This is a genomic window from Dehalococcoides mccartyi CG5, assembly GCF_000830885.1.
GTDB classification, from domain to species: Bacteria; Chloroflexota; Dehalococcoidia; order Dehalococcoidales; family Dehalococcoidaceae; genus Dehalococcoides; species Dehalococcoides mccartyi_B.
Map to the genome: position 1 here is coordinate 1,154,376 of NZ_CP006951.1, position 12,878 is coordinate 1,167,253.

General features: G+C 48.8%; 14 protein-coding genes. 7 read left to right on the plus strand and 7 right to left on the minus strand.

The genetic code is table 11. The features are described from left to right. Positions 1–3 precede the first annotated feature (3 nt). The 5 genes from trpC to trpA are packed head-to-tail and all read left to right on the plus strand — an operon-like array spanning position 4 to position 4,406. Positions 4–783 (plus strand): indole-3-glycerol phosphate synthase TrpC, encoded by a 780-nt coding sequence (gene trpC, locus X794_RS06170; RefSeq protein ID WP_011309823.1) that lies wholly within the window; start codon positions 4–6, stop codon positions 781–783. Continuing rightward, positions 780–1,439 carry a phosphoribosylanthranilate isomerase gene (locus X794_RS06175; protein WP_011309824.1) on the plus strand — a complete coding sequence of 220 codons (660 nt, stop codon included), beginning with the start codon at positions 780–782 and terminating at the stop codon, positions 1,437–1,439. Before trpC ends, X794_RS06175 begins: the two co-directional genes overlap by 4 nt. Then, positions 1,433–2,455, plus strand: coding sequence for a 3-deoxy-7-phosphoheptulonate synthase (gene aroF / locus X794_RS06180; RefSeq protein WP_034376225.1), 1,023 nt, complete (start codon positions 1,433–1,435; stop codon positions 2,453–2,455). The genes X794_RS06175 and aroF overlap by 7 nt, the downstream gene beginning before the upstream one ends. Further along, positions 2,443–3,642, plus strand: a complete 1,200-nt coding sequence (gene trpB, locus X794_RS06185) for a tryptophan synthase subunit beta (RefSeq protein WP_034376223.1) — start codon at positions 2,443–2,445, stop codon at positions 3,640–3,642. Before aroF ends, trpB begins: the two co-directional genes overlap by 13 nt. Further along, positions 3,639–4,406, plus strand: coding sequence for a tryptophan synthase subunit alpha (trpA, locus tag X794_RS06190; RefSeq protein WP_034376221.1), 768 nt, complete (start codon positions 3,639–3,641; stop codon positions 4,404–4,406). The genes trpB and trpA overlap by 4 nt, the downstream gene beginning before the upstream one ends. Positions 4,407–4,519: 113 nt before the next feature. Here the strand turns inward: trpA and X794_RS06195 are convergent, their stop codons facing one another. The 4 genes from X794_RS06195 to X794_RS06210 all read right to left on the minus strand — a co-directional run bounded on the left by X794_RS06195 (position 4,520) and on the right by X794_RS06210 (position 8,534). Further along, positions 4,520–4,789 (minus strand): hypothetical protein, encoded by a 270-nt coding sequence (locus tag X794_RS06195; RefSeq protein ID WP_012984495.1) that lies wholly within the window; start codon positions 4,787–4,789, stop codon positions 4,520–4,522. A 27-nt stretch (positions 4,790–4,816) separates the two neighbouring features. Further along, positions 4,817–6,304 carry a reductive dehalogenase gene (locus X794_RS06200; RefSeq protein ID WP_041344583.1) on the minus strand — a complete coding sequence of 496 codons (1,488 nt, stop codon included), beginning with the start codon at positions 6,302–6,304 and terminating at the stop codon, positions 4,817–4,819. A gap of 434 nt (positions 6,305–6,738) precedes the next feature. Then, entirely contained in the window at positions 6,739–7,011 is a 273-nt protein-coding gene (locus X794_RS06205; protein WP_011309828.1) for a hypothetical protein, read from the minus strand. A gap of 29 nt (positions 7,012–7,040) precedes the next feature. Then, on the minus strand, positions 7,041–8,534 hold the full coding sequence (locus X794_RS06210; protein ID WP_015407263.1) for a reductive dehalogenase: 1,494 nt from the start codon (positions 8,532–8,534) through the stop codon (positions 7,041–7,043). Positions 8,535–8,864: 330 nt separating this feature from the next. Here X794_RS06210 and X794_RS06215 point away from each other — a divergent pair, with 330 nt between their 5' ends. Continuing rightward, positions 8,865–9,377, plus strand: a complete 513-nt coding sequence (locus tag X794_RS06215; protein WP_034376162.1) for a MarR family winged helix-turn-helix transcriptional regulator — start codon at positions 8,865–8,867, stop codon at positions 9,375–9,377. 145 nt (positions 9,378–9,522) lie between these two features. Then, positions 9,523–10,110 carry an FAD-dependent thymidylate synthase gene (gene thyX / locus X794_RS06220; protein WP_011309831.1) on the plus strand — a complete coding sequence of 196 codons (588 nt, stop codon included), beginning with the start codon at positions 9,523–9,525 and terminating at the stop codon, positions 10,108–10,110. Positions 10,111–10,143: 33 nt separating this feature from the next. Here the strand turns inward: thyX and X794_RS06225 are convergent, their stop codons facing one another. Genes X794_RS06225 through X794_RS06235 form a run of 3 tightly spaced genes read right to left on the minus strand, consistent with a single transcriptional unit; the run spans position 10,144 to position 12,877 of the window. After that, complete coding sequence (locus tag X794_RS06225; RefSeq protein ID WP_034376159.1) at positions 10,144–11,079, minus strand: ABC transporter ATP-binding protein; 936 nt, start codon at positions 11,077–11,079, stop codon at positions 10,144–10,146. Continuing rightward, a complete protein-coding gene (locus X794_RS06230) occupies positions 11,073–12,041 on the minus strand; it encodes an ABC transporter ATP-binding protein (protein WP_034376155.1) in 969 nt (322 codons plus the stop codon). Before X794_RS06230 ends, X794_RS06225 begins: the two co-directional genes overlap by 7 nt. Then, positions 12,038–12,877, minus strand: a complete 840-nt coding sequence (locus X794_RS06235) for an ABC transporter permease (protein ID WP_034376152.1) — start codon at positions 12,875–12,877, stop codon at positions 12,038–12,040. Before X794_RS06235 ends, X794_RS06230 begins: the two co-directional genes overlap by 4 nt. Position 12,878: the final 1 nt, after the last annotated feature.

The following is a 12,878-nucleotide window of genomic DNA, read 5'->3' on the forward strand; positions in this document are numbered from 1 at the left end:
ACCATGATTTTGGAACGTATTGTCACCGACAACCTGCCTGATTTGGAGCGGAGAAAAATGCGGCTGCCATTAGCAAAACTGCAGGAATTGGTACTGGACATACCCTATCCACCCATTGACATGGCCATGAAGCTTAAAGGGCGGCAGGTCAGGCTGATTGCCGAGGTAAAAAAAGCCTCTCCGTCAAAGGGTATAATCCGCTCGGATTTTGATCCGGTGGATATTGCCGGCATATATGCCCGAAACGGGGCTTCCGCCATTTCGGTTTTGACAGAAGAACACCATTTTATGGGAAGCCTTGACAACCTGAAGAAAATACGCGAATCAGGGGTGGCATCAAAGCTGCCGCTTCTCCGTAAGGATTTTATCCATGACCCGTATCAGGTATATGAATCCCGCCTGTACGGGGCAGACGCTATTTTGCTGATAGTAGCCATGCTGTCTCCCGAAAGGTTACAGGAACTGCTTTCACTCAGCCATAAGCTGGGCATGAAATGTCTGGTGGAAGTGCATACCCGGTCAGAGCTGGAAATAGCTTTAGAGAGTAATGCCCGGATTATCGGCCTGAATAACCGTGATTTGCATACGTTTAAAATAGACCTAACTGTAACCGAAAGGCTTCGCCCCCTGATACCCCCTGAGTGCATAGTTGTCAGTGAAAGCGGCATTCAGACCAGAGCAGATATTTCCCGTCTGGAAGAACTGGGAGTAGATGCAGTGCTGGTAGGAGAAGCCTTAACAGCCTCGGTTGATATTGCCGCCAAAATGAGGGAACTGCTGTGATTAAGACTAAGATTTGCGGCTTGACAGAGGTTGGACAAGCCTTGGCCACAGCCCGGACAGGGGCTGACTTTGCCGGAGTGGTATTTGCCGAAAGCAAACGGCGCATCACCACGGAGAAAGCACTTGAGATAGCCGAAGCCCTGAAACCACTAAACCCAAGACCGATGCTGGTAGGCGTCTTTGCCAACCAGACGGCAGAAGAAGTAAACCGGATTGCCTCCGTCTGCCGTCTGGACAGGGTACAGCTAAGCGGTAACGAAAGCTGGGAGTACTGCAATCAGGTAAACCTGCCGGTTATCAAGGTTATTCACGTTGCTGAAAGCACTACCGCCGAACTGGTTATTCAGGAAATACAAGCCGGGCTTAAAGCCCTGAAAAAAACGCCCGTATTCCTGCTGGATACCCATACTAAGGCCTTATTCGGAGGCAGCGGCCAAAGTTTTGACTGGCAGATTGTAAAACAGGTCTCTCTGAAATACCCCGTCATGGTGGCCGGCGGGCTCAATCCGGAAAACATACAGGGATTTATAAAAATAGCCAAACCATGGGGAATAGACGTTGCCAGCGGAGTGGAAACAGACGGGATAAAAGATACAGCCAAAATACACCTTTTCATTGAACGGGTGAAAGATGCGGATGGTAACCGGATATGTTAGTAATAATGAAAAACGATGCAACTCAGGAACAGATAGATAACGTCATCCGTGAGATTACGGATGCAGGCTACCGGGGCATACCCATACCGGGTGACCACCGAACCGCCGTCTGCATAGTGGGCAATCAGGGTATGGTGGAGGAAAGCCCTTTTCTGGCACTGGAAGGTGTGAAAGAAGTATTGCGGGTGACCAAGCCCTATAAACTGGTCAGCCATGAAACCTGCCCCAAACCGACAGTTATCCGTCTGGGAGAGGTAGAAATAGGAAACGGCTGCAAACCGGTTATCATTGCCGGACCTTGCTCGGTGGAAAGTGAAGAACAGACCCTCCGGATAGCCCTTCAGGTAAAAGAGGGCGGTGCCAAGCTCTTCAGGGGAGGGGCATTCAAGCCCCGCACTTCACCCTACAGCTTTCAGGGTTTGGGCAAAGCCGGCCTCAAAATTCTGGAAAAAGTACGCTCTGAAACCGGACTGTTTATTGTTACCGAAGCCACCGACTCTGAAAACCTGAAGCTGGTTGAAGCCAGCACAGATATTATCCAGATTGGTGCCCGAAACATGCAAAATTACTCTCTGTTACGCCGGGCAGGCCAGACAAAAAAGCCGGTCATTTTAAAACGGGGGCTGTCAGCCACTATTGAAGAACTGCTGATGGCAGCCGAATATATAATGGCCGAAGGCAACACTCAAGTTATTTTGTGCGAACGGGGTATCCGCACCTTTTCGGACAATACCCGCTTTACACTAGACCTAAGCGCCATCCTGTCCGTCAAGGCCTTAAGTCACCTGCCCATTATAGTAGACCCCAGCCATGCCGCCGGACGCCGTGATTATGTTATCCCCCTGTCCAGAGCAGCCATTGCAACAGGGGCAGACGGACTGATAGTAGAAGTCCATTCAGACCCGCCCAGCGCTCTGTCTGACGGAGCGCAGTCTTTGTATCCGGAACAGTTTTGCCAATTGGTTAAAGAGGTGGAATATTTAAATATGCTGGGAGTAGAAAAATGCCTAAAGTAGATAGCACCGGTAAACCGGGGTATTTCGGCAAGTATGGCGGGCAGTTTGTACCTGAAATACTGGTGCCAGTCCTAAACGAACTGGAACAGGCTTATGAACAAGCCAAAAAAGACGAGTCTTTCCAGTCACGCCTGAAATCCCTTTCAAACACCTTTTCGGGGCGGCCCACTCCGCTGTATCTGGCAGAAAGGCTGACTGAACATCTGGGGGGTGCCAGAATTTACCTGAAAAGGGAAGACCTGGCCCATACAGGTGCCCATAAAATCAACAACGCACTCGGTCAGGGGCTGCTTGCCTTGCATATGGGAAAGAAAAGGGTAATTGCCGAAACAGGGGCGGGGCAACACGGGGTAGCCACCGCAGCTGTTTGCGCCATGCTGGGGCTGGAATGCATTGTCTATATGGGCGAAGATGACATCAAACGTCAAGCCTTAAACGTATTCCGCATGAAGCTGATGGGAACGGAAGTCAGAAGCGTATCTTCGGGCAGCCGTACCCTGAAAGACGCCATCAATGAAGCTATGCGTGACTGGGTAAGCAACCCGGAGACCACTTATTATATAATCGGTTCGGTGGTCGGCCCGCGCCCTTATCCGGCTATGGTACGGGATTTTCAGGCAGTTATCGGGCAGGAAACCAAAGCCCAGTCCTTAAGACAGCTGGGAGGACTACCTGACTGCATTGTTGCCTGTGTTGGCGGAGGCAGCAATGCCATGGGTATTTTCTATGATTTCATACCGGACCAAAGCGTACGTCTTATCGGGGTGGAAGCTGCCGGCAGCGGCATCCGCACCGGCAAACATTCGGCCACCCTTAGTGCCGGCAAGGTGGGTATACTCCACGGTGCCATGTCATATCTGCTTCAGGACGAACACGGACAGGTGATTGAAACCCACAGTATTTCGGCCGGGCTGGATTATCCCGGCGTAGGCCCTGAACACAGCTACCTGAAAGATAATAAGCGGGTGGAATATGTTTCGGTCACAGATGAAGAAGCCCTGAACGGCTTCAAACTGCTATGCTCGCTGGAAGGGATAATGCCTGCTCTGGAATCTTCCCACGCCATTGCCCATGCCCTGAAAATAGCAGGCGGCATGCCGAAAAACAAAAATATAGTCATAAACCTCTCCGGCAGAGGGGACAAAGACATGGATATTGTTCAAAAAGCAATGGGGGTAAAGATATGAGCCGTGTCAGTGATGCATTCCAAAAACGAAAATCTCTTATAGCTTACATAACAGTCGGCTACCCGGATATTGAAACCACCCTGCGGCTGGTGCCTCTGCTGGAAGAAAACGGGGTAGATATTATAGAGCTGGGTATTCCCTTCTCAGACCCGCTGGCAGACGGAGTTACTATTCAAAATGCCAGTTATCAGGCACTCCAGAACGGGGTGACGCCTGAAGTCTGTTTATCTGTTGCCGCCCTGCTCAAAGAAAAAATCTCCATACCCATGGTATTCATGGGTTACTATAACCCCATTTACAATTACGGACTGACCAAGTTCTGCCAAAAGTGTGCAACTGCGGGTGTAAGCGGATTTATTATTCCTGACCTGCCGCCGGGAGAAGCCCAAGACATAGACTTTGCCGCCACAGAAGCCGGCTTGGATATAATCTTTCTGTTAGCCCCCACCAGTACCGACGAACGGATTAAGCTAGTTGCCGCCAAATCACGGGGGTTTATTTATCTCGTTTCCCACTCAGGCGTTACCGGGGCAACTGCCAACTTGCCGGCTGATTTGAGCAGTTTTGTAAACAGGGTAAGGAAAACCGCCCGCCAGCCTCTGGCAGTGGGCTTTGGTATTTCAACCCCCGAACAAGCCCAAAATATCTCAAAATTTTCCGACGGGATAATAGTAGGCAGCCGTATCCTGCAGCTTGTCCAGACAGACCCTTCACTTGAAAAAGTAGCCACATTTATCAGGCAACTCAGACAATCATTAGACTAACCGAAAAATCTGCTTTATGCTGAATAATTTCGGCTTGCTAATCTTTAAAAACCGGGGGATAGCAACAGGGGAGGTTTAACCTCCCCTGTCAGACACCGATAATGCAGCCGGTACTAGGCTACTTTTTTGTGACGGATGACAAGCTGCCAGTCAAGCGCAGCCAGTATCAGAAAAATGATACCGAATATCAGGGCTCCCATCCAGGCTGAAGTCGGTTCGTTTTCTTCAAGCGAACTGAAATAATGCTGGACGGTGGCAAAGAGTGAAGCTACTGCCAAAAACCCGATAATCCATTCGTACCACTTTATACCAAGCTGCCGGCGGATAAGCCAAACAACAAACAGAGTCAAGGCGACTGCTACTGCCAGTCCTACGAAAAACATGCTTCCTACCTCCAATTCCTTAAGCTATTAGTAACTGGTGTCAATACCGTAGGTGAAGTCATCCATATCCCACCACTCTTCGGGGTCTTTCCGCCCGTAATCCATAGCTTTTTCCATATTTGTAAAGAAGCTATTTAAAAGCGGGGTATTGGCAACTGTGCCCTTAACCACAGCATGCAGGAATGAATCCGGTTTGCTGTTGAAGGGGCAAGTGCCCTGACAAGTGGGGCAGTGAGGACAATCTGCGGTATTGGTTCGCCAGCCCTCAAATGTGCCCTGCTGAATGCCGGACTTGGCTGAAGCCGGGTTTTCCCAGGTGGGGTCACCCTTCTGGATAAGCCCGAAAGGACAAGCATCCGCGCAAATACCGCAGGTTTTGCAGAATTTGTAGGCACCAAAGTCTATGGGCGGAGTGGGCAGCAAGGGCAGGTCGGTGATTAACGCCCACATAGCCCGGTTAGTTACCCCGTATTTGGGAGTAATAGTGGGTGAAGACATACGGCCATGTTCGCCCATGCCGGAAAAAGCCGCCAGAGGGCTGGTAAGGTAACCCTTCATTCCCGGATTCAAGGCCTGATAACCCAAACCGCGGATAAATTCCTGAATCTGCACACCTACCTTGGGCAGGCGGGAATAAGAATACCAAACAGCATAGTTTTCAGTTATACCAGCCTGGCGACGAGTGCCCTCGAGAGATTGTCTGGCACTCCACATCAGTACCCACTTGCACTTGCGGGGGATAACCATCTTGGTTGTGGTCTCATAAGCTTCCTCTACGTCTTCAATAACCAGGTCTTTACCACCAATTTTAGAGTGAAAAAACTTCAAAATATCGTCATCAAGTTCAAGGGCTGCCACATCCGAGCCGCCAAAGAATCTAATGGCAGAGCGGCAGGTTTTAAGGTTTTCTTCGGGAGTACCCTGCCAGACCGGAGCCCCGAAAACCTGGGGACGGGTAGTAGTATCCAGCTGAGGCCCCAACCACGGAGTAAAGGTAGGGCTGCCGCCGGCCGCCATAATAGCCGCTTGAACATTAATCCTTTTACCGCCCATTTCCATATTGCCGGGCCAGGCACCCATCATCATAAATTTGGAAGCATTGCACAGGGCGGTGGTTCGGGTATCTCCCATACCGGCATAGCCCGGAGTCCAGCCCGGAAACTCCTTGGCCATAGCATCATAAAGAGTCAGGGCCATTTCAGGGGTTTCAAGGTCAGTGGAAGTACCGCCGACAACGCCGGCTTTTGTGAAATCAGCTACAGTGGGTCTGGGTAAAGTCTTAAACGTGCCCGCATGGCGGGTAATTTTGGGCCAATCCATTGGTACGGTAGGATTTTTGAAATCCCTTTCCTTTACCCACCAGGGATTTTTATTGATACCGATTGCCGAAGATGTGACCTCATCCAAATCGTGGAAAACGGGGGCGGCAGCGCTCAAAGTACCCAAACCTGCTCCGACTACCCCAAGGCTTTTCATAAAATCACGTCGCGAGAGTGTGGAATGGAAATTAGACATTTTTCAATTTTCCTTTTACCAATATTTAGTCTTTCCTATAGCCACCTGGTCTTCCCCGAGAGCCAACTTACATACAGCCTCCTAACATATATTTGGTATATTGCTAGTATACGATTATAGTATACGATTATAGTGGCCGCAGCATAGGTAGTAAATAGGACTAAAGGCCTAGTCTTTCTAAGCATTTAGTATATTTCTAGCAGAATATAAAATAGAAAACCCTGTACGGTACATCCATATAACTAATATTTGAGTTTATATCTACCAGGATATTGGATAACGAGCGTATACAGATATCAGAAAAAACTACCAAATATCAATGAGGCTATATAATCCATAACCTAAACGCCAACAGCTATATCAGGCCTGGGCAAAAACCAGAGGGGGAGACCCAGGTCTCCCCCTCTTTTAATCAATACACGGGTAATTGAGATTCAGGCTTTCTTTATACGCCTGGCAGCCAATTGCCATGAGATTGCCAGCAGAATAAGGCCGGGCAATCCGATAACCAGCAGGAACATAGAGGCTGCTTTGCTCTCCAATTCATCCAGACTGCCAACAAAATTCTGGATGGTAAAGAGAATCAAAGCCATGCCGATAATCCCTATCAGCCATTCATACCAGGTAAGACTGAAATTACCCCGTTTCATCAGCCAAACAAGCCCAAGCAGCAGGGCACCGATAATTAAACCAATAATAAGCCACATATTTTCACTCTCCTATAATGCATTGGGGTTTATTTGTTATAACCGCCTTGACTTGAGGTAGCGGCACTGTCAAACCCGTAAACCGGCATAGACAGATCCCACCAGGCTTCCTTGTCTTCAGTCAAACCGTAACCAAAGAATTTATCTGCCTGCCACAAGAATGAATTCAACAACGGCGTAGTTGCCAATGTAGTCCTGACCAGCTCATGGATAGGAGCATTATTAGTATTGAAAGTACAAGTAGCCATACAGGCACCGCAGCCGTTGTACTCAGTCAAGAAAAGCCAGCAATCAAGGGCATTCGTCCAGTACTGTTTTCTTCCCGGAGAATGCGTGATATCCGGCTTGCCATAAACAGTCGGCAACTCCCAAGAGGGTTCATGATCTTTGGGTATGGCGTTTACAGGGCAGGCATCTGCACACTTGGTACAGGTCTGGCAGAACCGCCAGATACCGGCATCGATGGGGTTAGTAGGTTCAAGAGGCATGTCGGTAACCAAACTGAACACCCCAAGTATAGGCCCGTATTCGGGGCTGGTGCAGAAGCCATTGTTTCGGTTTCCTTCCGTAATACCGGTTAACTGGGCGCTGGCAATTGCGGGCATCATACCGGAAAAGGGTGACGCGTAACCGTAACAGGTATAGCCAAGTGAGCGGATAAATTCCTGAATACAATTTTGGATATTACCGAAAAGCCGATAACGAGACAGATTGGCCGAATACATTATCTGGGATTCGTTAGCCGTCCTGAACATATCTTTGGACATAGGCACAGTGAAACAGAATTCATAAAGCTGTTTATTGGACGGCAGAACAAATGTAGTCGCCCCTTCATAACCCTGCTCCACATCTTCAAATAAATATGATTTACCCAATGCAGGCGGCGGGGGGAAATTTTCAACAAAGCCAATGGAGTTGGCAGCCCCTTTATGATTGGTAAATACCAGCTTGTCTTTAATTTTCTGGTCTATAACACCAAAACCAACCTGCCCTCCACCATAGAAGATTACCGCAGACCGCAGCATCCGGCTATTTTCCTCAGGAGTACCCTGCCAGACCGGGACACTTAAGCTTTGAGGTGTAGCCACTTTCTGGGGACCCATAAAAGTAGTCACATAAGGCAAATTCATAAAATAGCCCGCGCCGGATGAAAGAGCGTAATCTCTCAGTGTCTGACCGGGGGTATCATGGGTAATGGCCTTTACCTTGTTGGTCAGGACATTGGCGTATCTCTTCTTTATTTCGTCCGCACCCAGATATTTGGCTTGGATACCGGGCGCTTGCGCTGTCTGACGGGCATCCCATCTATTCATCAAAGACCAGTCAATTTCGGTAGTGGGATTATCCGCCTCCCGGTATTTCACCCACCAGGGTCGTTTCCATTCAGCCTTAGGCGAAGAAATAATATCATCCAAATCGTGAAAAACCGGAGCAGTTGCCGCCGCAGTTCCAAGACCGGTCCCTAATATCCCCAGTCCTTTCATGAAATTACGGCGACTAATAGTGTGATGGAAATTAGGCATTTTTTAATTTTCCTTTTTATCAATATTTAGTCTTTCCTATAGCCACCCGGTCTTCCCCGAGAGCCAATTTATTTCAGCGATCTCCTTTCATATATTCAATTATATTATAGTATACGATACTAGTATACGATTATAGTTACAGATATTATATTGGTCAATAGGCCTTAAGGCCAAGAAAGCTAAGCATTTAGTATATTTTTAGCCCAATAAGACAATACTTAAACCTGCACACCTCATTTTTAAATCAAATATTTGTATTTACCCCCCAAGATATTGTTTAATAAGCGCATACACATAGTAGAGAAAACTACTGAATACCAAGAAGGCTATATGACTCACAGACTAAGGGAAAACGGCTACGCAATATGGTCCACACTTATGCAGGCAAGGGTTGCTGCCTATCACGTACGCAGAAAAGACCTGCTGGAGTACGGCGTTTCCCCTGAACAGGCGGGCATACTGGAACGTCTGTATCATTCCAAAGACAAAACAATGACACCCACCCGAATAGCCGAATTGTATTTCCGTCAGCCAAACACCATTACCGCCATATTGAGAAACATGGAGAAAAAAGGGCTGGTCGAACTCACCAAAAACTTGGAAAGAAAAAATATGATTCGGGTATCTATTACCGAAAAAGGTATGCAGTTAAGAGAAACTATAAGCACCAATCTCACTGAAACACGTAAAATATTTGATGTCTTGTCTGACGAAGAGTTGGACCAACTGGAAAACATGCTCTTAAGAATACGGGATAAATCCATAATCCAAACTTCATCATCCAAATTCAATGCTACCCGCAGACTTGATCAAATTCATGAATCTGACGGGCAGATAATCTAACTGTTTTCTCCCTGATGCCGCCATGTATTGGCAAGTTGCGAAAAACAGCTTGCAATACAGATTAAAATCATTCTTTATCAACACTGTTTCCGCTTGTGAAAATACTTCTGAATTGGTATCCTTTCGGCATAAGGAGACGCCTCTTATGGAATATAACGTAGAAGTAAAACTGCTGGCCATTACTCCGGATGCCGAAAATCTGGCAGAACAAGCCGGACGATTGTGTTACGCCAGCGGCAATAAACTTGGCAGCAGCCAGGACTGGCTTCAGACACGCATCAAACAAGGGCACGAAAGCCTGCTTGAGCATGTTTCGGCCACTTTTTATATAAAGGCCTCACGGGTGGTTACCCATGAGCTGGTCAGACACCGTATTGGCAGTTACTCCCAGCGAAGCCAGCGTTACGTTAAGGAAAATCAGGCCGAGTTTATCACCCCGCCTGAAATTGCCGAAGAAGACAGTGCCAAACTGGCGCTGTTCAATCAGGCTATGGAAAGCGCCTGGGATTCCTACCGCAAACTGCTGGAAGCGGGCATAAAGCCGGAAATAGCCCGTTACGTACTGCCCAATGCCTGTGCCACCGAGATTATCTGCACCTGGAATTTCCGCGAACTGCGGCATATTTTGAAACTGCGCACTGCCCCGTCCGCCCAGCCGGAAATGAGGGTAGTCGCTAACCTAATCCAAGAGATACTGAAAAAAGAAGCCCCCAAGATATTCGGAGACCTATAAGCCACAGGCAATGAGATTTCGCCCCCGCTTAAGTCAGGCTAAATGACAGGCGCAGAGATGATTTTCGGAAACCCCTTTCAGGGATGGAGTTTCCTGGTGGCAAATCGGTAAATGCACCGGGCAACGCCCGGCAAAACCGCAGCCTTGCCCATCTTCGGCATGGTGATGCAGGTCATGACCTTCTTCAAGCTCCAGTGCCAACCCTGCCAGCAGCATTTTCGTATAGGGATGAACAGCCGAAGACATATTTCCGCTTTCCATTACCTCAACCAGCTTGCCCCGGTACATAACTGCCACACGGTTGCAAACTGAACTAATCATCTGTAAATCATGGGAAATAAGCAGGTAGCTTAAACCGTATTCCTCTTTAAGCTCCAGCATAAGCTTGAGCAACTGGTAACGAAGGATAGTATCCAGCCCGCTCAAAGGTTCATCAGCGATTATTATTTCAGGCCTTACCAGCAGGGTTCTGGCAAGTGACACCCGCTGACGCTGCCCGCCGGACAGTTCCGTGGGGTAGCGACCCGCAAGTGAAGGCGGAATAAAAGTTTTCTCCATAATGGCTGAAACCAAATCTTGTCTTTCAGCCTTATTTAAGTGCCGGTTTATCTTTAGAGGCTCTTCCAGAAGCTCTACAAGCCTCATGCGGGGGTCCAGAGTTGAATCCGAGTCCTGCAGTATTAGCTGGACTTCGCGGCGGTATTTTTTGAACTCAGGGGCATCCATTTTTTGCAGGTCACTCCCCCGGTATAATACCTGCCCGCCAGAAGGGCGAACCAGCCCTGCCAAGGCTCTGGCCAGAGTGGTCTTGCCCGAACCGCTTTCACCTACCAGACCCAGTATCTCTCCGTTTTTCAGTTCAATACTCACGTCGGAAACAGCCCTGATGGTGTGGTCTGGGTGCTTCAAACGTACCAGCGGGTTATGCCTGACTACAAAATGGACTGACAGATTTTCGGCTTTTAACACAGCTTCATCCCGCTTTGGGTATAAAGATGGCAAACCACTCTGCTGTTGTCCAGACAAACTTCAGGGGGTAATTCTTTAAAACAAATCCCGGTTGCCTGTGGACAGAACGGGGCGAAACTACAACCTTCATTATCTCCCAGTAAATCCCGGCTTTCAAAACCTGTCAAAGGTATATCAATATAATCTCCGGCTTGCTGGCATTTCATAAGCAGGCGGCTGTAAGGGTGAAGGGGGTTTGACATCAGGCTTAAGGTATCACCATACTCCACAATCCGCCCGGCATACATTACCCCCAGCTTTGGGCAGAGGGTTTTCAGAGCAGGTAAGTCATGGCTGATAACCAGCAGGCTGGTTCTTTTGGATGCCTCTTTCAGTATATTCAGGGTGGTGGTACGGGTATTGGCATCAAGTGCGGTAGTAGGTTCGTCTGCCACCAGTAAATCCGGCTCTGAAAGAAGCGCCATGGCCGTCAGCACTCTTTGGCGCATACCCCCGGACAGCTGGTGGGGATAGCTTTTTAAAATATGTTCAACCGAATGAATATCGCCCAATCCCAAATCCGAAAGTAACTTTCTAGCCCCCTCCAGCCTTATGTCAGGCCTGTTCAGGTTCACGCAAACCTCGCCTATCTGTTCACCCACCTTTAAAAGGGGATTGAGAGCGGTAGACTGGTTTTGAGGGATAAGGGCAATCTGCCTGCCCCTTATATGGTTCAGCTCAGCTTCGGGCAGATTTACCAGCTCTCTGCCGTTGAAAAGTATACTGCCGGTTATAATTTTACCGGGTTGCTGCAGCCCCAGCAGGGTATAGACAAGTACAGTCTTGCCGCAGCCGCTCTCCCCCATAATACCCAGATTACAACCCTCTTCAAGGTGCAGATTCAACCCGTTGTTAGCCCGCACCAGACCGGCAGGAGTCTCAAAATAAACGTGCAGGTTGGAAACTACCAGCAGGTTTTTCATCTGTCCAGTATCCTTTGCAACCGGGGATCAGTACGGTCTTCAAAACTCATATTGATAAAGGTCAGCCCCAGTATGCACAGGGTAATGCACAGTCCCGGCGGCAGATACCACCAGTACAGGTTCTGGACAAATCCTCCCCGTGAAAAAGCATAATGAAGCATCATGCCCCAGCTTTTTTGAGACGGGTCACCCAGACCCAGAAAACTCATGGAAGCCTCAAGGAGCAAGGCCACCGCCACCACCAGAATAAACTTGGCAGCCACCAGTGGCAATACATTCGGAAGTACATGCCGCCACATCAGGCGGAATTCACTTGCCCCCATAATACGGGCGGATTCCACGTAACCGCTCTGGCGGATAGTAATCACCTGCGAACGGATTACCCGTGCCGTCCCCGGCCAGAGAGTCAGGGCGATAACCAGAATAATATTCCAGATACTGGGTCCCAGATATACCGAAAGGAGTATTACCAGAGGCAGAGCCGGTATAACCAGAAATATATCAGCCATACCCATCAGTACATTATCCAGCCAGCCGCGGCGGAATCCTGCCCAGATACCCACCGCCACCCCCAACAAAGTAGCCAGAGAGGCAGATACAAAACCCACCCACAGGGATACTCTGGCAGAATAAACCAGCTCGGAAAATATATCCTGCCCCACGTCATTAGTCCCCAGCAGATGCTGGGCAGAAGGGTGCAGAAAAGCCTGTCCGTAAGTCCACGGGTCATGCGGGGAAATCAGCGGAGCAAATACCGCTGAAAGCACGAATATCCCCAGAAGTACCACCCCGAAGAACAGGAGTTTATTTGCGGTCAGTTTTTTAAGGATATTCATC

Coding starts and splice junctions, on each gene's coding strand:
- aroF (WP_034376225.1), top strand. CDS start 1,433: ATGTTAGTAATAATGAAAAACGATGCAACTCAGGAACAGATAGATAAC.
- X794_RS06200 (WP_041344583.1), bottom strand. CDS start 6,304: ATGTCTAATTTCCATTCCACACTCTCGCGACGTGATTTTATGAAAAGC.
- X794_RS06215 (WP_034376162.1), top strand. CDS start 8,865: ATGACTCACAGACTAAGGGAAAACGGCTACGCAATATGGTCCACACTT.
- X794_RS06235 (WP_034376152.1), bottom strand. CDS start 12,877: ATGAATATCCTTAAAAAACTGACCGCAAATAAACTCCTGTTCTTCGGG.
- X794_RS06195 (WP_012984495.1), bottom strand. CDS start 4,789: ATGTTTTTCGTAGGACTGGCAGTAGCAGTCGCCTTGACTCTGTTTGTT.
- X794_RS06205 (WP_011309828.1), bottom strand. CDS start 7,011: ATGTGGCTTATTATTGGTTTAATTATCGGTGCCCTGCTGCTTGGGCTT.
- trpC (WP_011309823.1), top strand. CDS start 4: ATGATTTTGGAACGTATTGTCACCGACAACCTGCCTGATTTGGAGCGG.
- trpA (WP_034376221.1), top strand. CDS start 3,639: ATGAGCCGTGTCAGTGATGCATTCCAAAAACGAAAATCTCTTATAGCT.
- X794_RS06230 (WP_034376155.1), bottom strand. CDS start 12,041: ATGAAAAACCTGCTGGTAGTTTCCAACCTGCACGTTTATTTTGAGACT.
- trpB (WP_034376223.1), top strand. CDS start 2,443: ATGCCTAAAGTAGATAGCACCGGTAAACCGGGGTATTTCGGCAAGTAT.
- X794_RS06210 (WP_015407263.1), bottom strand. CDS start 8,534: ATGCCTAATTTCCATCACACTATTAGTCGCCGTAATTTCATGAAAGGA.
- thyX (WP_011309831.1), top strand. CDS start 9,523: ATGGAATATAACGTAGAAGTAAAACTGCTGGCCATTACTCCGGATGCC.